Annotated in this window: 22 protein-coding genes and 1 pseudogene; 11 read left to right on the forward strand and 12 right to left on the reverse strand. The window is 67.6% G+C overall.

Annotation, left to right across the window (positions count from 1 at the left end; genetic code table 11):
• Position 1: 1 nt before the first annotated feature.
• Both ON40_RS13365 and ON40_RS13370 read right to left on the reverse strand, forming a co-directional pair.
• Positions 2-718: a class I SAM-dependent methyltransferase gene (locus ON40_RS13365; RefSeq protein WP_040822196.1), complete on the reverse strand. Its 717-nt coding sequence runs from the start codon at positions 716-718 to the stop codon at positions 2-4.
• A gap of 196 nt (positions 719-914) precedes the next feature.
• A complete protein-coding gene (locus ON40_RS13370) occupies positions 915-1,916 on the reverse strand; it encodes a pirin family protein (RefSeq protein ID WP_040822197.1) in 1,002 nt (333 codons plus the stop codon).
• Between the two features lie 167 nt (positions 1,917-2,083).
• Between ON40_RS13370 and ON40_RS13375 the strand changes: the two genes are divergently transcribed.
• Positions 2,084-2,569, forward strand: a complete 486-nt coding sequence (locus tag ON40_RS13375; protein ID WP_040822199.1) for a MarR family winged helix-turn-helix transcriptional regulator — start codon at positions 2,084-2,086, stop codon at positions 2,567-2,569.
• A gap of 198 nt (positions 2,570-2,767) precedes the next feature.
• Positions 2,768-4,405, forward strand: coding sequence for an ABC-F family ATP-binding cassette domain-containing protein (locus tag ON40_RS13380; RefSeq protein ID WP_040822201.1), 1,638 nt, complete (start codon positions 2,768-2,770; stop codon positions 4,403-4,405).
• On the opposite strand, the gene ON40_RS13385 is transcribed toward ON40_RS13380, so the two are convergent.
• The 3 genes and pseudogenes from ON40_RS13385 to ON40_RS13395 all read right to left on the reverse strand — a co-directional run bounded on the left by ON40_RS13385 (position 4,402) and on the right by ON40_RS13395 (position 6,893).
• Positions 4,402-5,193, reverse strand: coding sequence for an SDR family NAD(P)-dependent oxidoreductase (locus ON40_RS13385; RefSeq protein ID WP_040822202.1), 792 nt, complete (start codon positions 5,191-5,193; stop codon positions 4,402-4,404). The genes ON40_RS13380 and ON40_RS13385 overlap by 4 nt on opposite strands.
• Before the next feature lie 58 nt (positions 5,194-5,251).
• Entirely contained in the window at positions 5,252-5,836 is a 585-nt protein-coding gene (locus tag ON40_RS13390) for a TetR/AcrR family transcriptional regulator (protein ID WP_040822203.1), read from the reverse strand.
• Positions 5,837-5,879: 43 nt separating this feature from the next.
• Positions 5,880-6,893: pseudogene (locus ON40_RS13395) on the reverse strand (alpha/beta fold hydrolase).
• 69 nt (positions 6,894-6,962) lie between these two features.
• Between ON40_RS13395 and ON40_RS13400 the strand changes: the two are divergent.
• The 4 genes from ON40_RS13400 (at position 6,963) to ON40_RS13415 (ending at position 9,714) form a co-directional block, all read left to right on the forward strand.
• Positions 6,963-7,142: a ribbon-helix-helix domain-containing protein gene (locus tag ON40_RS13400; RefSeq protein WP_040822205.1), complete on the forward strand. Its 180-nt coding sequence runs from the start codon at positions 6,963-6,965 to the stop codon at positions 7,140-7,142.
• The gene (locus ON40_RS13405) at positions 7,139-7,486 is read left to right on the forward strand and encodes a VOC family protein (protein ID WP_040822207.1); all 348 of its coding nucleotides are present in this window, start codon (positions 7,139-7,141) and stop codon (positions 7,484-7,486) included. Before ON40_RS13400 ends, ON40_RS13405 begins: the two co-directional genes overlap by 4 nt.
• Complete coding sequence (locus tag ON40_RS13410; protein ID WP_040822208.1) at positions 7,483-8,337, forward strand: class I SAM-dependent methyltransferase; 855 nt, start codon at positions 7,483-7,485, stop codon at positions 8,335-8,337. Before ON40_RS13405 ends, ON40_RS13410 begins: the two co-directional genes overlap by 4 nt.
• A gap of 129 nt (positions 8,338-8,466) precedes the next feature.
• Positions 8,467-9,714 (forward strand): FAD-binding protein, encoded by a 1,248-nt coding sequence (locus tag ON40_RS13415; RefSeq protein WP_040822209.1) that lies wholly within the window; start codon positions 8,467-8,469, stop codon positions 9,712-9,714.
• 16 nt (positions 9,715-9,730) lie between these two features.
• Here ON40_RS13415 and ON40_RS13420 read toward each other — a convergent pair whose 3' ends face one another.
• Positions 9,731-10,303, reverse strand: coding sequence for a winged helix-turn-helix transcriptional regulator (locus tag ON40_RS13420; protein WP_040822210.1), 573 nt, complete (start codon positions 10,301-10,303; stop codon positions 9,731-9,733).
• A 92-nt stretch (positions 10,304-10,395) separates the two neighbouring features.
• On the opposite strand from ON40_RS13420, the gene ON40_RS13425 reads away from it, so the two are divergent.
• From ON40_RS13425 to ON40_RS13435, 3 genes are all read left to right on the forward strand, one after another.
• Positions 10,396-11,607 carry a pyridoxal phosphate-dependent aminotransferase gene (locus ON40_RS13425; protein WP_040822212.1) on the forward strand — a complete coding sequence of 404 codons (1,212 nt, stop codon included), beginning with the start codon at positions 10,396-10,398 and terminating at the stop codon, positions 11,605-11,607.
• Positions 11,608-11,642: 35 nt separating this feature from the next.
• Positions 11,643-12,056 (forward strand): lipid II flippase MurJ, encoded by a 414-nt coding sequence (locus ON40_RS13430; protein WP_040822213.1) that lies wholly within the window; start codon positions 11,643-11,645, stop codon positions 12,054-12,056.
• A 109-nt stretch (positions 12,057-12,165) separates the two neighbouring features.
• Positions 12,166-13,395 (forward strand): site-specific integrase, encoded by a 1,230-nt coding sequence (locus ON40_RS13435; protein ID WP_040822214.1) that lies wholly within the window; start codon positions 12,166-12,168, stop codon positions 13,393-13,395.
• A 69-nt stretch (positions 13,396-13,464) separates the two neighbouring features.
• Here ON40_RS13435 and ON40_RS13440 read toward each other — a convergent pair whose 3' ends face one another.
• A complete protein-coding gene (locus ON40_RS13440) occupies positions 13,465-13,932 on the reverse strand; it encodes a hypothetical protein (protein WP_157186286.1) in 468 nt (155 codons plus the stop codon).
• Between the two features lie 359 nt (positions 13,933-14,291).
• Entirely contained in the window at positions 14,292-15,167 is an 876-nt protein-coding gene (locus ON40_RS13445) for an NAD-dependent epimerase/dehydratase family protein (RefSeq protein ID WP_040822217.1), read from the reverse strand.
• A 121-nt stretch (positions 15,168-15,288) separates the two neighbouring features.
• On the opposite strand from ON40_RS13445, the gene ON40_RS13450 reads away from it, so the two are divergent.
• The gene (locus ON40_RS13450) at positions 15,289-15,903 is read left to right on the forward strand and encodes a TetR/AcrR family transcriptional regulator (RefSeq protein WP_051193060.1); all 615 of its coding nucleotides are present in this window, start codon (positions 15,289-15,291) and stop codon (positions 15,901-15,903) included.
• Positions 15,904-15,994: 91 nt separating this feature from the next.
• On the opposite strand, the gene ON40_RS13455 is transcribed toward ON40_RS13450, so the two are convergent.
• A complete protein-coding gene (locus ON40_RS13455; RefSeq protein ID WP_040822219.1) occupies positions 15,995-16,711 on the reverse strand; it encodes an MBL fold metallo-hydrolase in 717 nt (238 codons plus the stop codon).
• A gap of 249 nt (positions 16,712-16,960) precedes the next feature.
• On the opposite strand from ON40_RS13455, the gene ON40_RS13460 reads away from it, so the two are divergent.
• Positions 16,961-17,914 carry a threonine/serine dehydratase gene (locus ON40_RS13460; protein WP_218008781.1) on the forward strand — a complete coding sequence of 318 codons (954 nt, stop codon included), beginning with the start codon at positions 16,961-16,963 and terminating at the stop codon, positions 17,912-17,914.
• A gap of 241 nt (positions 17,915-18,155) precedes the next feature.
• Here the strand turns inward: ON40_RS13460 and ON40_RS55760 are convergent, their stop codons facing one another.
• From ON40_RS55760 to ON40_RS13475, 3 genes are all read right to left on the reverse strand, one after another.
• Positions 18,156-18,416 (reverse strand): MDR/zinc-dependent alcohol dehydrogenase-like family protein, encoded by a 261-nt coding sequence (locus ON40_RS55760; protein WP_040822220.1) that lies wholly within the window; start codon positions 18,414-18,416, stop codon positions 18,156-18,158.
• 112 nt (positions 18,417-18,528) lie between these two features.
• Positions 18,529-19,572, reverse strand: a complete 1,044-nt coding sequence (mgrA, locus tag ON40_RS13470) for an L-glyceraldehyde 3-phosphate reductase (RefSeq protein WP_040822222.1) — start codon at positions 19,570-19,572, stop codon at positions 18,529-18,531.
• A gap of 80 nt (positions 19,573-19,652) precedes the next feature.
• Positions 19,653-21,929, reverse strand: coding sequence for a molybdopterin-dependent oxidoreductase (locus ON40_RS13475; RefSeq protein ID WP_040822224.1), 2,277 nt, complete (start codon positions 21,927-21,929; stop codon positions 19,653-19,655).
• Positions 21,930-21,990 lie beyond the last annotated feature (61 nt).

Below are 21,990 nucleotides of genomic sequence, written 5' to 3' on the forward strand. Positions count from 1 at the left end.
GTCAGGCCTTGGTGGCCACGACCAGCACGTTCTTACCGAAGAACTTGCCGGTCAGGATCTGCAGCGCTTTGCTGATCGGGAACACGGCGCGGTCGTAGAGCTTGAGTGAGCGCGGATTGATGGTGCCGTCACCAGGGCCCAGCATTTTGTAGGCCAGGGTGGCGAAGAATCCGAGGGGGTCGCAGTAGCGGGACTCGACGATCTCGAGACCCGCGTTGCGCAGGATCCGGTTCAATTGGGCGCGCCGGTAACGGCGGTAGTGCCCGACCTTGGAATCCATTGCGGTGTACAGGATCTCGAGCGCGGGCACGTAGACGACCAGGGTTCCGCCGGGACGAAGCAGCGCGGCCAGATGTTCGGAGGCGGCCTGATCGTTCTTGATGTGCTCGAGCACGTTGAAGGTGTAGATCAGCCCGTACCGCTCGCCGTCGTGCTCGGGCGTCCCGTCGTGGTCGACGACCTTGTACCCCTTGGTGCGCAGGATGTGTTGTAGCTCCTCGTCGGGCTCGAGGCATTCGGGGGTGATCTGACGGGCGGCGAGCATATCGGCGTAGGTGCCCGATCCGGCGCCGAAGTCCAGCACCCGCACATCGGATGCGGTGCCGGCCGGGGCCAGGTGGCGGTCGACGGTGTCGACCAGGAATGTGTTGTAGTTGACCGCTTCGGCCATCGCTTCCAGGTTGTCACACCCGGTGTAGGCGAAATCGCTGGTGGTCAAGAGGGGTGTCCCCTTCGTCGGTCGCCGGAATGGTGCCGTGCCCGTGTGTTCGGGTCCCGACCGTAGTGGATGCCCACCGGGGCGTGTCAACGATGTTGGGTAGCGTGTCCGGCGATCGATCCGGGCGATGCCGGACGAAGGTGCGGTTCCGGATCGCGCGGGCAGGCATATCGCCCGCGCGATCGGGAGTGCGGGCTCATGCCCGCGCGCCGGACCCCGGTGCCGGATCGCCGTCGGTGTGCGGCAGTTTCTCCGCGGGGATGACCCCGAAGCGTCCGGCCTGGTAATCCTCGAACGCCTGCATCAGCTCGGCGCGGGTGTTCATCACGAACGGCCCGTAGTGCACGACCGGTTCGCGGATCGGGGCGCCGCCCAGCAGCAGCACTTCCAGGTTCGGTTCGGCGGCGGGAGTGGATGTGCCCGCGGTGAGGGTGAGCGCGTCACCGGGGCCGAACACGGCCAGCTGGCCCTTGCGGATCGGCTGCTGGTCCTGTCCGACGGTCCCGACACCGGCCATCACGTAGGCCAGCGCGTTGAACTCGCGGTTCCACGGCAGATTCAGCCGGGCTCCGGGGCTGATGGTGGTGTGCACGAGGCTGATCGGGGTGAAGGTGTTGCCCGGACCGGCCTGCCCGTCCAGGTCACCGGCGATCACGCGCAACAGCGCGCCGCCGTCCTCGGAGGACAGCAGGGTGGCCTGTCCGCCGCGGATGTCCTGGTAGCGCGGTGCGTTGAATTTGTTCGCCCGCGGCAGGTTCACCCACAGCTGGATGCCGTGGAACAACCCTCCGGAGACCACCAGCGACTCGGGCGGCTTCTCGATGTGCAGGATGCCGCTGCCCGCGGTCATCCATTGGGTGTCCCCGTTGCTGATGGTGCCGCCACCACCGTGCGAGTCCTGGTGCTCGAAGGTGCCATCCATGATGTAGGTGACGGTTTCGAATCCGCGGTGCGGGTGCCACGGGGTGCCCTTGGGCTCGCCCGGTGCGTACTCCACCTCACCCATCTGGTCCATGTGGATGAATGGATCCAGGTCCGCGAGCGAGACCCCGGCGAACGCGCGGCGCACCGGGAAACCTTCGCCTTCGAATCCGGTCGGCGCCGTCGTCACCGATCGAACGCGACGCTGCGACATCACCGCAGCGTCCGGTGCGGGCACCCGCGGCAGCGTCAGCGTGTCCGCTGTCACAGCTGGCATGACGACCTCCAATATAGTTGAAATTTTGTCTACCCTGACAACCATAGGCTGTCGCCGAACATTCCCGGTCGTTCAGAGCATGTTTGTCCGAGGTCGTCCAGCAGATCGATCGCCGTCCCGGCAGCGGTCGTCTCGTATGATCAAGATTTGTAGTAGTGAGGAGTGCGATGCCCGAGCCGAGCGAACTGCGTGCGGATCAAGTGCGGGCCTGGCGCGCCTATCTCGAGGGCAGCGTGCGGCTCGAGACCTGTGTGGACGCGGCCCTGCGCGCCTCGAGCGGGTTGAGTCTGATCGACTATCACCTGCTGCTGTTGCTGCGCGAAGCCCCGCAACAGCGGCTGCGGATGAGTGAGCTGGCCGATCGCATGGTGTTCTCCCGCAGCCGCATCACCTATCAGGTCAATTCGATGATCAAGCGCGGCCTGCTCACCCGTGAACCAGCCCCCGGTGATGGGCGCGGCTATCGCGCGGTGCTGACCGCCACCGGACTCGAGGCGTTCCTGGCCGCGGCTCCCGGGCACGCCCGCACCGTTCGTGAGCTGTTCCTGGACGAGCTCACCGACGACGAACTCGCATGTCTGGGAAAGATTTTCACTCGTATGCGCGCCCGGCTCGAACGTGCGGAGAACGACGCGGCGGCCAGCGGAGAGTGAGCGGTGCGGTACAGTGGCGCCCGCTCGAACCGATCCCTGAGGAGACCAGACATGGCGGGTGAACTCGACATCTCCGGATAGACCCCGGAGTCCGGCCACCAGCGCACACGGTGCGGCTGTCGTGGCCATGTCGTCGTTCCACCGAAACGCCATGCGGCGCAGCTGGTCTGCGCCCGCCTCACTCCGGGAGTCTCCCTCATGTCCGATGCTCGCATCGTCTGTTCGAATCTGTCGTTCACCTGGCCCGATGACACCCCCGTGTTCCGGGATCTGTCGTTCACCGTGCCCGGCGGGCGCACGGGACTGGTCGCGCCCAACGGCGCGGGAAAGAGCACGCTACTGCGCCTGATCGCCGGTGACCTGCGCCCCGGCGGCGGCGGCGTCACCGTCGAGGGAGTGCTGGGGTATCTGCCCCAGACCCTGCCGCTGACGGTGGGATCGACCGTCGCGCAGGTTCTGGGCATCGCGCCGGTCCTCGAGGCGCTGGCCGCGGTGGAATCCGGTGACGTGCGCGAGGAGCATTTCACCGTCATCGGCTCGGACTGGGACGTCGAGGAACGCACCCGCGCCCAGCTCGAGCAGCTCGGACTGGTCGATATCGCGCTGTCCCGCGATCTGGACACGCTCAGCGGCGGGCAGATCATCACTCTCGGGCTCGCCGCGCAGCTGCTGCGCCGCCCGGATGTGCTGCTGCTGGACGAGCCGACCAACAACCTCGACATCGACATGCGTCAGCGCCTGTACGGGGTGCTCGAGGAGTGGACCGGAGGTCTGCTCGTGGTCAGTCACGACCGCGCGCTCCTGGATCGCATGGACCGCATCGCGGAACTGGAGTCCGCCGAAATCCGTTTCCACGGCGGCAACTTCACTGCCTACGAACAGGCCGTGCAGGCCGCGCGCGAAGTCGCCGAGAAGAACGTGCGCACCGCCGAGCAGGAGGTCAAGCGGGAGAAGCGGGAAATGCAGCAGGCCCGCGAACGCGCCGCGCGCCGGGCGGGCAACGCCGCACGCACCCTGGGCGATGCCGGACTGCCCAAGATCTTCGCGGGCACCATGAAACGCAACGCCCAGGAGTCCGCGGCACGGGCGAATCAGACCCATAACGCGCGGGTCGGCGCGGCCCGCGAGCGGCTCGATCGAGCCCAGCGTGCGGTGCGCGAGGATCAGCGGATCGTGCTGGATCTGCCGGGCACCGAGGTTCCCGCCGGGCGGACGGTGTTCGAGGGTGAAGGGATCGGCATCGAGCTGGGCGGGCGGGAGATCTTCACCGGCGACGGGGTGGATCTGACGATCCGCGGGCCCGAACGGATCGCGCTGACCGGTCCGAACGGTGCGGGCAAATCCACCCTGCTGCGCATCCTGGCCGGTGCGCTCACCCCGGACCAGGGCCGGGTGCGCCGTGCGCCGGGACGGGTGGCGTATCTGTCCCAGCGACTGGATCTGCTCGATCCCGCACTCACCGTCGCGGAGAATCTCGCCGCGAGCGCACCGCAGCTGTCCGCCGCGGAACGGATGAATGTGCTGGCGCGCTTGCTGTTTCGTGGACCGGCCGCGCATCGACCGGTGCGGGCGCTCTCGGGTGGGGAACGGTTGCGGGCGAGTCTGGCGTGCGCGCTGTTCGCCGAACCGGCGCCGCATCTGTTGCTGCTGGACGAGCCGACGAACAATCTGGACCTGGTCGGGGTCGGGCAGCTCGAGAGTGCGCTCGAGGCGTATCGAGGTGCGTTCGTCGTGGTCAGCCATGACGAACGTTTTCTGACCGAGGTGCGGGTGCAGCGGTGGCTGCGCGTGGCCGAGGGCCGGTTGAGTCAGGTCGCCGCACCCGATCCGGCCTAGGCTCCGGCGGCGGCCGCGGCGGGTTCGGCGACGACCGCGACGCCGGTGCGGCCGCCGTCGACGTCCAGGACGGTGCCGTGTACGAACTCCGCGGCGTCGGAGGCCAGGTATACCGCCGCGGCGGCGATCGCCTCGGGTGTGCCGAGCTTCCCGGCCGGGGTGCCGTACATCATCGTGTCCGCGGGGCTGGGCGCGTCCGCGATCTGGTCGCCGGAGCGGATCACGCCCGGGGAGATCGCGTTCACGCGCACACCCCGCGGGCCGAACTCCGCGGACCACGCGCGGGTCAGGGTTTCCATCGCGCCCTTGGTGGAGGCGTAGAGCGCGCCGACCGGCACCGCCAGGCGCGCGACCCACGAGCCCAGGTTGATGATCACTCCGCCGCCGGCTTCGGCCATCGCGGGCGCGAGGACCTGTGTTAGGAAGAACGGGGCTTTGACGTTGACCGCGTAGACGCGATCGACCATGGCTTCGTCGGCGGTCGGGGTGGTCGAGGGCGGGTAGATTCCGGCGTTGTTGACCAGGATGTCGATCCGCCCGCCGAGCAGGTCGGTGGCCGCGTCGGCCAGGGCGCGGCTCGCGGCCAGGGTGCCGTCCAGGTCGGCGTGCACATAGTCCGCGCGCCCGCCCGCGGCGCGGATGCGTTCGACGACCGCGTTGCCGCGTGCGTCGTCGCGGCCGGAGACCACGACGTGTGCGCCTTGCGCGCCGTACGCCTCGGCGATGGCGCGTCCGATATTGCTGGTGGAGCCGGTGATGAGGGCTGTTTTTCCGGAGAGTCGTGTCATACGGCCGACGCTACGAGCGATTTTTTGGACCAGCAAGTCCAAAGTGTGGTGTACTGCCTCACCCTTCCCGCAGGTGCGCGACGAGGGTGTTCATCGAGGTCTCCAGGTACTCGACACTGCCGGTGGTGCGCAGCACCTGCACCCCGCCCTGGATGGCCGCGACGAACGTCATCGCGACCGCGTCCGGATCCACCTGCGCGCGCACCAGACCCGCGTCCTGCATCGTCGCGATGCCTCGCCGGATGTGCGCACACCATTGCGCCAGCAGTGTGCCGACCACCTCGGCGGTCCCGGCGGTGGTTCCGACCTGTGCCATCAGCGAACCCAACGGACAGTGCCGCCCTTGTGCGCGATACCGGGCCAGCACCGCGTCGCGCCATCGTTCCCACGCCGCCCACGAGGTCAGCGCGCCCAGATGCGGTTGCTGATCCTCGAGCACGCGTTCGGCCTCGTACCGGGCGACCGCGACCAGCAGCTCCTCCTTCCCGCCGGGGAAGTAATGGAAGATCTGCCCTTTGCTGGTGCCGGTGATAGCGCGGATGTCGTCGAGGGTCACCGTGCCGGGTTCCTCACTGCGCAGATGCACCGCGGCGCCCTCGATGATCCGTTGGCGCGTGGCGCGTCCCTTCGCGGTGATCGTCATAGCGCGAGGATACCGATCGATTGGACTCGCAGGTCCATTGAATTCAGCGGGCCAGATGCTCACGCAGGGCAGCGTCGATGAACGCGGCCGCGTCGGGGTCCGCGCCGCCGCCGGCGAGGTGTCCCCAGATACCCGGGATGACGCGCAGTTCCCCATCCGGGATGTGCTGCACGGCCCACTCTTCGTCCTCGGGCGGGAATTAGAGGTCCTTGCGCGAGGGCATCGACAGGGTCCGGGCGGTGATCGAGGCCAGTGCGGCGCGGGTGTCGCCGTCGAATCCGGGCGTGCGCCCGATATCCGCATGCTCCCAGGTGTGCATCATGGCGAGCAGGTCGTTGGCGTCCCAGTCGCGGAAGTTGTTCTCCCACACCCCGATCAGAAAATCCTCGAGGGTCTCGAAGCCCAGCGCCGCGTACACCCGCTCCCAGTAGAACGCCTGAGACAGCCCCCATCCGGCGTAGACCCGGGCGAATGCGCGCAGACCACGCCGGGGCGGGGTGCGATAGTCGCCGTCGGCGAAGGCCGCATCGGCGGTGAGCGCTGCGCGCAAACCTTCCAAGAACACCTGATTGTGCGGACTGGTGCGTGGCGAGCCGGTGATCGCGGCGATGCGCTCGACCATGTCCGGGTGCGCGACCGCCCACTGGTACGTCTGTCCCGCGCCCATCGACGCGCCCAGCACCAGCGCCAGCCGGGTGATCCCGAATCGCTCGGTGACCAGGCGGTGTTGCGCGGTGACGTTGTCGAGCATGGTCGCGTGCGGGAATCGCGCCCGGTCGTAGGGCGCGGGGGTGTTGCTGGGCGAGCTGGACAGCCCGTTGCCGAACAGGTTGGGCACGATGACGAAGTACCGGTCGCTGTCCAGCGCCTTTCCCGCGCCGATCAGCCATTCGTTGGCTTCGTGGGTTCCGGCGAACCAGGTGGGAAACACGATGGCGTTGGCCGCGTCGGGCGCGAGTTCACCGTAGGTCGTGTACGCCAGTCGCACGTCGGGCACGGGGATGCCCCCGAGGGCGAACTCGCCCAGCTCGAAGATCTCGTGATCGGTCACCTTCATCCCAAGCCGGTGCGCGGGCGGGCTATTCCGGCCGTTGTTTCTAGCTTGCTAGCATGCTAGCTTGGAGCTGTGGGTGACGAGGTCAAGCAGTTCAACGTGTATCTGCCGGTCGATTTGATCAAGCAGGTCAAGATCCGGGCCATCGAGTCGGGGCAGTCGTTGTCGGCGCTCGTGGCCGAGGCGCTGCGCGCACATCTGGACAACTCCCCCACCGAGCAACCACCCGAGCGAAAGGAGCGCCGATCGTGACCACCAGCGGTATCGCGGCCGTTTATCTCACGACCCGCAACTGGGGCAAGGCCGCCCGGTTCATGCAATCCCTGGGCTACGAAGCCGATTTCACCACCGATCACAATTCCGGCCTGTTCCGCAACGGCCAGGGCCCGTCGGTGTTCGTCGCCGAGGTTCCACACGAAGAGCCCGACACCCGCCTGGTCCTGTCGGTGCCCGATGCCGAGGCCGTGCACTTCGGCTCCGACGCCGAGGTCGTCACCGAGTTCGAGGACACGCATTTCGGAACCAGGGAGATGGTCGTACGCGATCCGGACGGACGGTTGTGGACCCTGCAGGCCGCCCCGGCGGATCCGGCGTGAGCGGCGAGGAGGCCGTCGCGCCCGAGCACACCGCGGCGCGGGTGGCGTTGTGGCGCGCACTGCACCTCGAGGCCGATCCGCCCCCGCACGTGGTGCGTGACGAGATCGGCCTGCGCCTGGTCGATCCCGACGATGGCTGGCGCGAACGCCCGGACATGGATCCCGATTCGACCCGTCCGATGCGCGCGGGAGTCGTGGCGCGAGCGCGGTTCATCGAGGATCTGATCATCGAGCAGTCCGCCGCGGGCGTCGGGCAGTACGTACTACTGGGCGCGGGCCTGGACACGCTGGCCCAGCGTCGCCCCGAACTTGCCTCGGCCATAACCATTTTCGAGGTCGACCAGCCCGGCCCGCAGGAGTGGAAACGCCGCCGTCTGGACGAGTTGGGACTGCCCGCACCGGCCGGATTGCGTTTGGTGCCGGTCGATTTCGAGACCGAATCGTGGTGGGAGCGGCTCCTCGAGGCAGGCTTCGATCCGCAGCGCCCGGCGGTGGTGGCCTCCACCGGGGTGTCGATGTATCTGACGCATGCGGCCAATATTGCGACCCTGCAACGCATTTCCACCCTCGCGCCGGGGTCGACGCTGGTGATGACCTATATGCTCCCGATCGATCGAGTCGACGCCCCCGAGCGGATGCTGCGCGAGTTCGCCGAGCGTGGTGCGCGGTCCTCGGGCACGCCGTTCATCAGCTTCTACGACCCCGAGGAAATCCGCGCACTGGCGCTCGAATCGGGTTTCCGTGACGCCCGCACCGTGTCCGGGGACGATCTGACCGACCGTTACTTCCGCGACCGCCCCGACGGATTGCGCCCCGCGGCGTCGGAGGAGTTGCTCGTGGCGAGCACCTAGAACGATCGGGCCGGTTCGCGGCTACGAGGTGTCAGCGGTCCGGCGCGCCCGGACCGTTCGCCCGGGATCGCCCGACGCAGATGCGGGACCGCGCTAGCGTGTGCGAGCGGGGTCAGGAGAGGACAGAGCGTGGTGCGGACGAATTGGGCGGGCAATATCGCTTTCGAGGCTCGCGGCGTGCATCGGCCTACCGATGTGGATCAGGTGCGCGAGCTGGTGGCACGGTCCGAGCGGGTGCGTGCGCTGGGCAGCGGGCATTCGTTCAACCGGATCGCCGACACCACAGGTGAGCAGATTTCGCTGGCCGAACTTCCGCCTCGGGTCCAGATCGATGCCGACGCATCGTGTGTCACGGTCGCGGGCGGGTTGCGGTATGGGGATTTCGCCGATCGCCTGCATGCGGCGGGGTTCGCATTGCCGACGCTGGGTTCGCTGCCGCATATTTCGGTCGCGGGGGCGGTGGCCACCGGGACACACGGTTCAGGAGTGGGCAACCGGAGTCTGGCCGCGTCGGTGTCGGGTCTCGAAGTGGTCACCGCGGACGGTGAGCTGCTCGAGATCCGGCGTGGGCACCCGGATTTCGCGGGGATGGTCGTCGGGCTGGGCGGGTTCGGGGTGGTCACGGCGCTGACTCTGGATCTGGTGCCCACCTTCGAGCTGGCGCAGTACGTCTACGACCGGTTGCCCGCGGAGGATTTCGCCGAGCATGCGCAGGAGATCCTCGCCGCGGGATACAGCGTCAGCGTGTTCACCACCTGGCGGGCCGATCAGCTGGATCAGGTGTGGGTGAAAGGTCCACGCACACCGGATGTTCCGGGGCCGCGGTGGTTCGGCGCGACCCGCGCGGACGCACCCCGGCATCCGGTCCCGGGCATGGACGCCCGGCACTGCACCACCCAGCTGGGCGAATCGGGACCGTGGCAGCACCGCCTGCCGCATTTCCGGATGGATTTCACCCCGAGCACCGGTCGTGAACTGCAGTCGGAGTATTTCGTTCCCCGCACGGACGTCGTGGCGGCCTACCGTGCCCTCGACACGATCCGCGACCGGATGGCCCCGCTCGTGCAGACGTGTGAGATCCGCACGATCGCCGCGGAACCGCTGTGGCTGTCCCCGGCCGCCGAACGTGATTCGGCCGCATTTCATTTCACCTGGATCGATGACACTCCCGCGGTGCTGGCCCTGCTGCCGGTGATGGAGGAGTTGCTGAGCCCCTTCGCCACACGCCCGCACTGGGGCAAACTGTTCACTTGTGATGCGGCGACCGTACGTGCCCGCTACGACCGTTACGCCGATTTCGAGCGTCTGCTGGGGCGGTACGATCCGGCGGGCAAATTCACGAACGAATTCCTCGACCGCTACTTCACTCGATCCTGAACCCGCACAGGCGAACTCAGCACTCGGCCTGCGCTGCGGTCAGGGGTGCCCCCAATGCCACCTCGATTGCCTCGTCCAGTCGCAGATGGAACTCGCGGTCCGGATCCGTGGCGGGGCCGTCGTGGTGGGTGATGGTGTCGTGGTCGATGACGTAGTGGAACACCGCGTCGCCGATGTGCACCGTGGCGCTGCCCTGGGGTAGCTGTTGGGCCACGGCATGGCCCAGCGGCAGGGCGAACCAGTGCGCGCGCACCGCGTCGGTGGCTCGGCGCGTGCCCAATCGTGGTGTGCCCCAGTCCGACAGGGCTTCGAGCACCGGGCGCAGCGCGGCGCCGGACTCGGTGAGCTCGTACACCGTGGTCGCCGCGCGCGGACCGACACGTCGGCGGGTCAGGATGCCGTCCTGCTCGAGGTCGCGCAGCCGGGTGGCCAGCATATCGGTGCTGATGCCGGGCAGATCGGCGAACAGGTCGCTGTATCGCCTGGGGCCCGAGGACAATTCGCGCACCACCAGCAGGCTCCAGCGATCCCCGACGACGTCCAGGGCGCGGCTCACCGAACAGAAGTGGTCGTAGTTTCGGCGGGGCATACCGCACACTGTAGCCGAACGGTTGGAAATACCAAGTGCAAACTTGGAATTTCCAAGTACAGTGTGCGGAATCATCTCGAGGAGGGACGTTCATGCAGCTCACCCAGTCCAGCAAACTCGCTGGCGTGTCGTACGAGATCCGTGGCCCGGTCGCCGAACACGCCGCGCGCCTGGAAGCCGAGGGCCACCACGTCATCAAACTCAACACCGGTAATCCGCTGCCGTTCGGCTTCGAGGCCCCCGCGGAAATTCTGCAGGACATGGTGCGCGCTCTGCCCGCCTCGAGTGGCTACAGCACGGCCAAGGGCCTGCTCCCGGCGCGGCGCGCGGTGGTGCAGTACTACCAGACCCTCGGCGTGCACGGGGTCGACGTGGAGGAAGTGTTCCTGGGCAACGGCGTCTCCGAACTGATCATGATGGCGTTGACCGCCCTGCTCGAAACCGGCGATGAAGTCCTGGTTCCCGCACCGGATTTCCCGCTGTGGACCGCCGCGACCACTCTCAACGGCGGTCGCGCGGTGCATTACATATGCGACGAGGCCGCGGACTGGTGTCCCGACCCGGCCGATATCGAAGCCAAGATCACCGACCGCACCCGCGCGATCGTGCTGATCAACCCGAACAACCCCACCGGCGCGGTGTATCCGCCCGAGGTGCTGCGCCCGATCCTGGACATCGCGCGCCGCCACAACCTGGTGGTGTTCTCCGACGAGATCTACGACAAGATCCTCTACGACGGCCTCACCCACACCGCGACCGCCTCCCTGGCCCCGGACCTGCTGTGCCTGACCTTCTCCGGCCTGTCCAAGGGATACCGGTGCGCCGGATTCCGCTCCGGCTGGCTGGTCGTGTCCGGGCCCACCCAGCATGCGGCCAGCTATCTCGAGGGCCTGACCATGCTCTCGGGTCTGCGCCTGTGCGCGAACGTCCCTGCGCAGCAGGCGATTCAGGCCGCACTGGGCGGATATCAGAGCATCTACGACCTGACCCTGCCCGGCGGGCGGCTGCGCGAACAACGCGACCGCGCCGTGGAGGCGCTGACCTCGATCCCGGGCGTGTCGTGCGTGAAACCCAAGGGCGCGCTGTACGCGTTCCCGCGCATCGATCCGGCCGTGTACCCGATCCACGACGACGAACGATTCGTCCTGGATCTGCTGCTACAGGAGAAGGTACACATCGTGCAGGGCACCGGATTCAACTGGCCGCGCCCGGATCATTTCCGCATCCTGACCCTGCCGCACGCGGACGATCTCGAGGCGGTCATCGAGCGCATCGGCCGATTCCTGTCCACCTACCGGCAGTAATCACATGCGCTGTGGCCCTGTGACATCCTGGCACGATGCCCGAACCCGCACCGCAGGCAAGTGCATCCAGGACGCTCGCGCGGCACGGCAGGCGCGTCGCGCTGGCCGGAGCCGCGGGCCGGATCACCGGATTCGCCCGCAGCGTGGCCCTGGCCACGGTGCTGGGCACCGCCGCGCTGACCCTCGCCGCGATCGCGGGCGCACCGCTGATCGTGCGGATCTTCGTCGCCGACTCCGGCGAACGCCATCTGACCACCCTGTTCGCGTATCTGCTGCTGCCGGAGATCTTCTGCTACGGCCTGGCCGCGCTGTTGACCGCAGTACTGAACGTGGCCCATCTGCTCATGGCCGTCGTCGGCGCATCCGCGGGCGCGGCGGTGTTCCTGCTGGCCGCCACCGTGATCGGCATCCCCGAGGTGCGCCGAGCGCGCAGCCTGCTCAGCGTCTGAACCGCTCCGGACCAGTTACCCCGAAAAATGCGTGTGTCCAGCCACATTCGGGTTGCGATCACGCGGGTGCGCCCGGATCACCACGGTCGGCGGGGTACGGTGGCGACCGATGAGCGCAGCAGCCGAACCCGCCGACGCGGGCTCGCCGGGACAGGTCGCGGTACCCGAGCGGGTCCGGTCCGAGTTGCGACGCGGGGTGCGCAGCGTCTTGGTCGACGCCGCCGCACTGCGACAGGTGCGCGAGCGGTTCGATCACGAGCAGGCTGCCGCGCTGGGGCGGTATCTCGAGGCCTCGCAGTCCCCGAACACGGTGCGCGCGTACCGATCGGACTGGATCGCCTGGTCGGCATGGTGCGCTGCCGAAGGACGCTGCGCGCTTCCGGCCGACCCGTTGGACGTGGCGGTCTATCTGGCCGCCGCGGCCGATGCCCGCAAACCCGATGGCGCGTGGGCGTTCAGCGCGGCCACTCTCGAACGCAAGAGCGCCGCGATCGCCGCGGTGCACGCCGCCAACGGGCTGGCCTCCCCCACCCGCACCGACGTGGTGCGCCTGACCCTGCGCGGTATCCGACGCACCCGCCGCACCCAACCGCGGCGCAAACGCCCGGTCCTGCTGCACACCCTCGAACAACTCCTGCGGGGTCTGCCCGATCCGGGCTGGCCGGCCGAACCCGCCCGCCGCCGCGACACCCTGGTCCTGCTGGTCGGATTCGCCGGGGCGTTGCGCCGCAGCGAGATCGCGGGCCTGCGCATCGGCGATGTCCAAGTGGACACCGACCACACCACCGGTGAGCCGATCCTGCTGATTCAGCTACCCGCCACCAAGACCGACCCGACCGGCGTCGCCGCCCAACGCGTCGCCCTGCCCCGCGGACGCCACCCACACACCTGCCCGGTCTGTGCGTACGCGGACTGGATTCGCCTGCGCGAGGCCCACATCCAGTACGGCCATGACGGACTACCCGCCTGGTTCGAACGCACCCCCGCTGCCGATCCGGCCATTCACCGCTGCCACGGCTTCGCCGGCACCACCCTCACCGATCCGGACCTGCCACTGTTCCCGGCGGTCTCCCGACACGGCGGAATCGGCGCGTCAGCCATGTCCGGACGCGCAGTCGCCGAACTGGTCAAACGCTACGCCGCCCGCGCCGGACTGGACCCGTCCCTGTTCTCCGGACATTCCCTGCGCGCCGGATTCGCCACCCAGGCCGCCCTCGGCGGTGCCAGTGACCGCGAGATCATGCGCCAGGGCCGCTGGTCCAACCCCCGCACCGTGCACGGGTACATCCGCACCGCGAACCCCCTCGAGGACAACGCGGTCACCCGCCTGGGCCTGTAAGGGCGATATCAGGAGGAATTGCATCGAAGGCAATGCTGCACAGAGTGACGCAAAGCCATCCGGAGCGTTTCAGCTCATCGCCGCAGCGATGATCCGCACAACCTGGGGCAATACCTTGTCATGGAGTTCCTGCACTCCGGAGTTGTCATGGGCCCCCTTGCGTTCGAAGTAATCCGCGCTCGAGGACACAGTGACATCGAAGTAGTACTGACCCGCGACGCAGTCGGCCGTCGGGTTCAGCCCGCCGCTGGAGATCTGCTCCGAGTAGCATTCGTCCGCACCCCACGCGGCGCCGATTGCCGTCGCACCCAGGGAAACGTCGGTGGCGTCCTGCAGTTGCTTCTTCATCAGGGATGAATCCCCGATATCTCGAATCATCAGCGTGATCGCACTGTTGGTTCCACTGTCCTTCGCCGGGAGCCGGAAAGAGATCTGGCAGCCCGCATTCGGTATGTGGTCGGTGTGCGCACCGGCGCCCATGGTCTGCAAATCGAGGCTCTGATGCTTGCGAGACGGCTCGGACGCCTGCGGCAGCACACTCCGGAGTTCCTGATCGGTGAGCAGCGAACAAGCATCCGGCCACTGCGCAACCGGCAGGTAATCCCCGGCCGCAGCCGATACACCGAGCTTCGATCCGGACGGCTGAGCAGTACCGAACTCGACCGCCGGCGGGGCAGAGCTACACCCCACCGCCATCGCAGCCACCACTGTCCAACATACGCTTGCACTCAGCCCCCACCGCATACGCATTCCCGCTCCTGATCAGATGCCCGCTCATTGCTCGCCGATTCAATCACGTGATCGTGTGGCACAACAACTTTCGGCGAACGAACAGGAATTGATCCAGCGCCACACGAACACCCTGGAGGTCGACAGCTCGGACTGGCCGCGCTCGGTCAGTCGGTGTAGTACCCCGCCTCGAGGTCCTCGAGCAGTGAGGGCCCGGTCGGCTTCCAGTCCATGAGCGCACAGGTTTCCTCGGCAGAGGCGGGTTGGTCGACGCCCAGCAGTTGGCCGAAGGCACCGAGTTGCGCGGGGTCGACGGGGCCTGCGGGCAATCCGGTTTTCGCGGCGATGATTTCGGCTACCCGGCGCATCGGTACGCCTTCTTCTCCGACTGCGTGCAGGACCGAACCGGCGGGGGCTTTTTCCAGGGCCAGGAAGAACAGTCGCCCGGCGTCGTCGATATGCACTGCGGGCCAACGGTTGTCGCCGACGTAGGCGGCAGTGCCGAGTTGCCGGTCCAAGCCCACGAGTACAGAGATCAGGCCGTTGCGGTCGCCCGCACCGTGCACCGAGCGCGGCATCCGCACCAGTCCGGCGCGAATTCCCCGATCTGCAAGCGCCAGAACGGCATTCGCGGTTCTGGCCCGCGCACCGGCGGGTCCGGCCGCCTCGAGGTGGTCGCGTTCGGTCGCGAGCCGCCCGGCCAAGATCGGGGTTCCCGAGGCGGCGATGAACGCTGTGCCGCTGTCGGCGAGGGCGTCGCCGATCCTGCCCAGCAGCCTCACCTCGTTGTCCACGGTCGCCTCGAATTCGGCGAAGTCCAGCGTGAACGCCAGGTGCGCGACCGCATCGGCTTTGATCGCCTCGGACACGATCAGATCGTGATCGGACATGTCGCCCAGTACCGCGGTGCCGCCGAGAGCCTCGATCTTGTCCGCCGAGGCGCGCGAACGGGCCAGACCGACGACGTCGTGTCCCGCCGCGATGAGTTCCTTGCTCAGGGCGGTGCCGATCCAACCCGATGCGCCGGTGATGAACACGCGCATTGCGCTCTCCATTCGTGAATTCGGCGGCGGGGTCGGCTCCAGGCCGACCGGCCCCCTGATGTGACTTGGTCACATCACTCTAGCAGTGATGTGACCGAGTCACATCATCTACGATGACCTCATGGGTCGCTGGGAACCGGATGCGCGAGGCCGATTACTCCGCGCGGCAATCGAACTGTTCGCCGAACACGGCTACGACGCGACCACGACCGCCCAGATCGCCGAGCGCGCCGGACTGACGAAGACCACACTGTTCCGGCTGTTCCCGGACAAACGCGAGATCGTGTTCCAGGGGCAGGCCGCGCTCGTCACCCTCGTCACCGAGGCCGTGCAGGGCGCGCCCGCCGAAGCCACCCCCGCGGAACTGGTGACCGCGGGCGTGCGGGCACTCTCGGGCGCGCACACCCAGGACCATCGGGAGATCGGGCGTGCACTGGACCCGATCGTGGCATCGAGTGCGGAATTGCGTGAGCGTGCGGTGTTCAAACGCTCGGCCATCACCGCCGCATTCGAACAAGCCCTGGATCATCGCGTCGGTGACCCGCGTCGAGCCGGTGTGCTCGCGGATCTGGGCGTGCGGTCGTATTACGAGGGGTACCGGAACTGGGTCACCGCCGATGACGACCGTTCACTCACCGAGCACGTCATGAGTGAATTGGGCTGCTACGAGGACACCATCCGGCATATCGAAGAGGCCCTGTCCCACGCGATAGCTGCTCCCCCATCGAGACGGTAAGCGATCACCGCTCGAGGGCAGGCGCGCCCGGCAGTCCTGACAGGACTCTGCTCAATATCGCTGGGCCGCAATATCTTCCAGTCGCCAGCACTCAGGGATTCAATCGATCCTCGTAAACCGTGGCGAGGTCGTTCAGCGCCGTCTCGCAGTCACCGGTGAAGCTCGACCCGTGCATGATCGCCAACGTGGTCGGCTTCAACTGCGCCAGCCTGTGCAGCGCGGCGGGCACCGCAGGCCCCAGCGAGGTCTGATGGAACACGTCCTCGGCGACCGACGCCGGTCCCACCAGGTCGGCATCGGTCAATGCGGGACCGTCGCCCAGTTGCGTCATCAGATCACCGCAGAACAGCACGCCCGTGGTCTGCTCGAACAGCACCCGCGACTCCCAGTTGTGCGGTGCGTGCGGTGTGTCCAGATGCTGCACCCGCCGACCGCCCAGGTCGATCACCTCACCGTCGGCCAGCCGCCGCGGCAGCCGATCGGCCATATCGTCCAGGGATACGGCGCACCCGAGTTCTCCGTGCGCCACCTGCGACTGCGGTGCGGCGGCGAGAAAGGAGTTCATCGCTCCCAACTCGTCGGCCTCCACATGACCGAAGGTAATCCAGCGCAACTCCTCCACCGGCCGGATCCGCGCGATCGCTTCGGACACCTGCGGGAACAGCCACCGCATACCGGTGTGGAACAGCAGCGGCTCGGCGGCGTCGACGAAGAACTGATTGAACGTGAACCCGCTCGGCCCGACCTCCGGTACGAACGTGGCGAAGCGATAGATACCGTCAGCGATCTCATTGGTCCTGGTCTGCACGACTCAACACCTCCCTGATGCCGCCCCGACAACCATCCGGAGCCTCGGAGTCTACCCGGCACACCACACCGCCGGAGCCGGTTCGCCACCTCCCCGGCGCGCACATCGCACCCGGTTCCGGCATACGATGCGCCGGACACACGGTCGCCCGTCGTGTCCGGAATCCCGACGCCGCTCACGCCCACGACACGCCGACACCGATGCCGCGGATTCCGCCACCGCCGACCACTCGACCAGTGCAGGAGCGCCATGGACACCATCGACCACCTCGACTACGACGACATCGAGGCTGCCGCGCGGCGCATCCACGGCCACACCCGCCCGATCGCCCTCGCTCCGGCCGAATCCGACGGATCCCTCTGGCTGGCAATGGAATTCCTGCAGCACACCGGCACCTTCAAAGCGCGCGGCGCCGCGAACTTCCTGTCCGCCCACCTCGAGGAGCACACCCTGCCCGAGGCCGGGGTCACCATCGCTTCGGGCGGCAATGCCGGTCTGGCCTGCGCCTGGGCCGCGCGTCGGCACGACATCACCGCGACGGTGTTCGTGCCCGCCACCGCCCCCGCGGTCAAGGTCGCCCGGCTCGTCTCCTACGGGGCGCGGGTCAAACAGATCGGCGACAGTTACGCCGACGCCGCCGCGGCCTGCGCGCAATTCGCCGCCGAGACCGGCGCGCTGCAATCGCATGCCTACGACAATCCGCTCATCGCCGCTGGAGCCGGAACGCTCATGCAGGAGATCCACGCACACCTGCCGAGTCTGGACACTGTGCTGGTCGCCGTCGGCGGGGGCGGCCTGTATGCCGGAATCGCCACCGCCGCAGCCTATTACGGTGTGCGTGTTGTCGCGGTCGAACCGGAGAACTGCTGCGCCCTGCACGCCGGGCTCGAAGCCGGTCACCCCGTCCCGGTCCCGGTGAACTCGATCGCCGCGGACTCCCTCGGGGCACGCACCGTCACCCCACTGGCTCTGACCGCCGCCGCGGGCTGCGACACCTGCTCACTACTGGTCTCAGACGACGCCATCACCGCCGCCCGCGCACATCTGTGGGACGATCGCCGCCTCGCCGTCGAACACGGCGGCGCCACCGCCCTGGCCGCACTCACCAGCGGCACGTACATCCCTGAGCCCGGCGAAACCGTGTGCGTCATCCTGTGCGGCGCGAACACCACCCTCGCGGACCTCGACACCCCCGAAGGCTGACCGTCAACCGATCGGCGCGCTCGGCTGAGGTTCTCAGCGGCAGACGGTCGGCTCGGCCTCGATGCGGGGCTGCCGCGACCTACCCGAAGCCGACAGCTCGCTCAACGCGCGGCCGCATGCAGCGGATTTCGATGCAGCACCAGCTTGGTCGTGCGCGCCACGTACGCCTCGGGTGCATCTTCCCAGTCAGCGGTGAGAGTGGTGACCTGCTCGGCCGGAAACTCTTCTCGAGCAATGAAGTTCAGAAGATCCGGCAGGATCGGCCGAACGTTCGAGACACTGAGGCAGTGCCTTCCACGGCGATGTCGTAGTCACGGCGCGGGATGTCGCTGTGGCGCAGTTTGCCCTTCGACGCCGTGGAATGGGGTGTGGCCCCGAGCTTTTCGGCGATGTTGAGCCGTTCGGGGCGGTGGTCGACATAGTCGACCACCGCCGCGCCGTGGCGGACCGCCAAACCCGCCGCGTACAGTCCGATGCTCTGCGGCGCGGCATTGGACCGCATCGGCGAAAAACTCGACACGATCGTCGAGGACGCGATCGGGCGGACTCACCACACGCCGTGACCGTGGCGCCCTTCGACTACGGCGTCGACCGCCTCCCGGGAGGAACGGAACTCACAGCGTCCCCGAGCGCGCGTCACGCCACAGGTCCACCGCGCCGTCCTGGTCCAGGAGCGCGTCGATCTCGACGAGTTCCTGTGCACTCAATTCGCGGTTCTCGAGCGCCGCGACGTTCTGCTCCAACTGCGCCACCGACGACGCGCCGATCACCAGGGAGGTCACCCGCGGATCACGCAACGCCCACACCAGCGCCAGCTGCGCCAACCCCTGACCGCGCCTGGACGCGATCGCGTCCAGCGCACGCAGCCGCGCGATCATCTGCTCGGTGAGCAACTCGTTCTGGAACGACTTGCCTTGCGTCGCACGCGATCCCGCCGGAACACCGTCCAGGTACCGGGAGGTCAACAGTCCCTGCGCCAGCGCGGTGAACCCGATGATCCCGAAGCCTTCCGCGGCGGCGGTGTCGAGCAGCCCCTCGGTTTCGATCCAGCGATTCAGCATCGAATACGACGGCTGATGGATCAGCAGCGGAGTGCCCAGCTCCCGCAGGATTCCCGCCATCCGCGCCGAATGCTCCGCATCGTAGGAAGAGATCCCGACATACAGCGCTTTGCCCTGCCGCACCGCGGTATCCAGCGCCGCCGCGGTCTCCTCCACCGGGGTGGTCGGATCGAACCGGTGCGAATAGAAGATGTCGACGTAGTCCAGGCCGAGCCGCGACAACGACTGATCCAACGAGGCCAGCACGTATTTGCGCGAACCGCCGCCCTGTCCGTACGGGCCGGGCCACATATCCCACCCGGCCTTGGTGGACACGATCAACTCGTCGCGATACGCCGCCAGATCCTCCCGCAGCAACCGCCCGGCATTGATCTCCGCGGAGCCGTACGGCGGACCGTAGTTGTTCGCCAGATCGAAGTGCGTGATCCCCAGATCGAATGCGCGCAAGGCGATCTCACGCTGCACCGAGAACGGCCGATCATCACCGAAGTTGTGCCAGAACCCGAGTGAGAGCACCGGCAGATCCAGGCCCGACCGCCCGGTGCGCCGAAACTGCATGGTCCCGTCGTAGCGGGTGGGATCGGCACTGTAGGTCATCGGACTCCTCTCGCGGTGGGCTCAGTGATTCAAGCACGAGACGTCATCGGCGGCAGCGCATGCCGTGCCGGACCTGCCATTCACACCGTGGGAGGCGGGACGCTGACCGACAACTCCGGCAGCGGTTCCCGATACGGCTCGATCTGCACGAGACTCAACTGCCCCGTACAGCCCTGGCTCAGCATCGAGGACGGCCGATCCGCGGTGAGCACGTTCGGATTGCCGTGCCGACAGAAACTCGCGTCCGCCGGATCCGGGTCGTACCAGGCGCCGGTGGACAGCTGCGCGATCCCGGGCTGCACCGCATCGGAGACGACCAGACCCGCCAGGCAGCTGCCGCGATCGTTGAAGATGCGCACCACCTCGCCCGCATTCAGCCCGCGCGCGGCCGCCTCGTCCGGATGCAGGCGCACCGGTTCGCGACCGGCAACCTTCACCGATTGGCTGTGCGCACCGACATCGAGCTGACTGTGCAACTTGGTATGCGGCTGGTTCGCGATCAACTGCAACGGGAAGCGCTGGGCCGCACTACTTCCCAGCCACTCCTGCGGCTCGATCCAGACCGGATGTCCCGGACAGTCCGCGTAGCCGAAACCGTCGATGGTCTCGGAGAAGATCTCGATCCGCCCGCTCGGCGTACTCAGCGGGTGGGCCTCGGGATCGGCGCGGAAATCGGCGAACACCACCTGCTCGGCGTCGGTGACCCCGAGTTCGAATCCCTCTCCCGCCCAGAACTCCTCGAAGTCCGGAACGTCGGTGTGTCCCAGTCCGCCATGCCACTGGTCGTACAGGTGCCGCAGCCATTCCGCGGCGGTGCGTCCCTCGGTGAATTCCTTACCGATACCCAGCTTTTCGGCCACGCCTGCCAGAATCGAATAGTCGTCGCGCGCCTGACCGTGTGGACGGGTCAGCGCGGGCATCGGGAAGAACATGCGATCGTTGTCGCCCGCCCCGTAATCGTCCCGCTCGACCGACATCGTCGAGGGCAACACGATATCGGCATGCCGCGCGGTGCTCGTCCAGAACGGATCGTGCACCACGATCGTGTCCGGACGGGCGAACGCCTCCCGCAGCCGGGCCAGGTTCTGATGGTGATGGAACGGATTGCCCCCGCACCAGTAGACGAGCCGGATATCCGGATACACCAGCCTGCGGCCGTCGTAGTCGTACTCCGCACCGGGATCGAGCAGCATATCGGCGACCCGGGCGACCGGGATGAAGGTCTGCACCGGATTCTCCCCCTGGGGCAACCTCGGCACCGACACCTGCCGGGCGGGCTCGCCGACACTGCTGGTGGATCCGTAACCGTGCCCGAATCCGCCACCTGGCACACCGATCCCGCCGACCATCGCTGCGAGCACCACGCCCAGCCACACCGGCTGCTCACCGTGCTCGGCCCGCTGCAACGACCAGCTCACCGTGACGAACGTGCGCGCGGCCGCCATCTCCCGGGCCAGCTCTCGAATCCGGCCCGCGGGAACCCCGGTGATCGCCGCGGCCCAGTCCGGATCCTTCACCACACCGTCGTCCGCGCCGCGCAGATACCGGGCGAACCGATCGAAGCCGACCGTGTACCGATCCAGGAAATCGGTATCGGCCAAACCTTCCGCATCGAGTACCTGCGCCAATGCCAGCATCAACGCCGCGTCGCTGCCCGGACGCGGCGCGATCCACTCCGCCTGCGCCTCCTCGGGCATATCGTCACGCAGCGGGCTGACCGAAACGAATCGGCACCCCCGAGCCCGCGCCGCGGCGATCCAGCCGCGGGCGTGATGACGCGACACACCGCCGGGTGTCACCGCGGAGTTCTTCGGCGACAAACCGCCGAACGCGACCACCAGCTCGGTGTGCTCGACCAGGACCGACTTCGAAGTGCCTTGTTGCAGCAGCCAATACAGATCGGCCAGCACATGTGGCAGCAGCACCGTCGAGGTGCCCATGCTGTAGCTGTTCACGTGCCGCACGTAGCCGCCGAGGCAGTTCAGGAATCGGTGCACCTGACTCTGCGCGTGATGGAACCGCCCCGCACTGGCCCATCCGTACGACCCGCCGTAGACCGCCTCGGGCCCGAATTCGCCGTATACCCGCCGCAATTCGCCCGCCAGCAGATCCGTCGCCCGTTCCCAGGACACCGGCACATACGAATCCGCCCCGCGCCCCGGCGCGCCGGGCCCCTGCTCGAGCCACCCGCGCCGCACATACGGCTGGAAGATCCGCGTCGGATGATGTTGCGCCGAAGCGACATTCTCGATCAACGGCATCGGCTCGGGATCACCGCGCCACGGCCGGACCCGCGTCAGCCGCTCACCATCGCTGACCGCCTCGAATGCCCCCCAGTGGGTCAGATGCGTCGTCATGGCTTCACGGTAGACCTCGCCACCGACAAACTCACACAACTGGACATACGACCATGTTCGG

It is taken from the genome of Nocardia jiangxiensis NBRC 101359 (genome assembly GCF_000308615.1).
GTDB classification, from domain to species: Bacteria; Actinomycetota; Actinomycetes; order Mycobacteriales; family Mycobacteriaceae; genus Nocardia; species Nocardia jiangxiensis.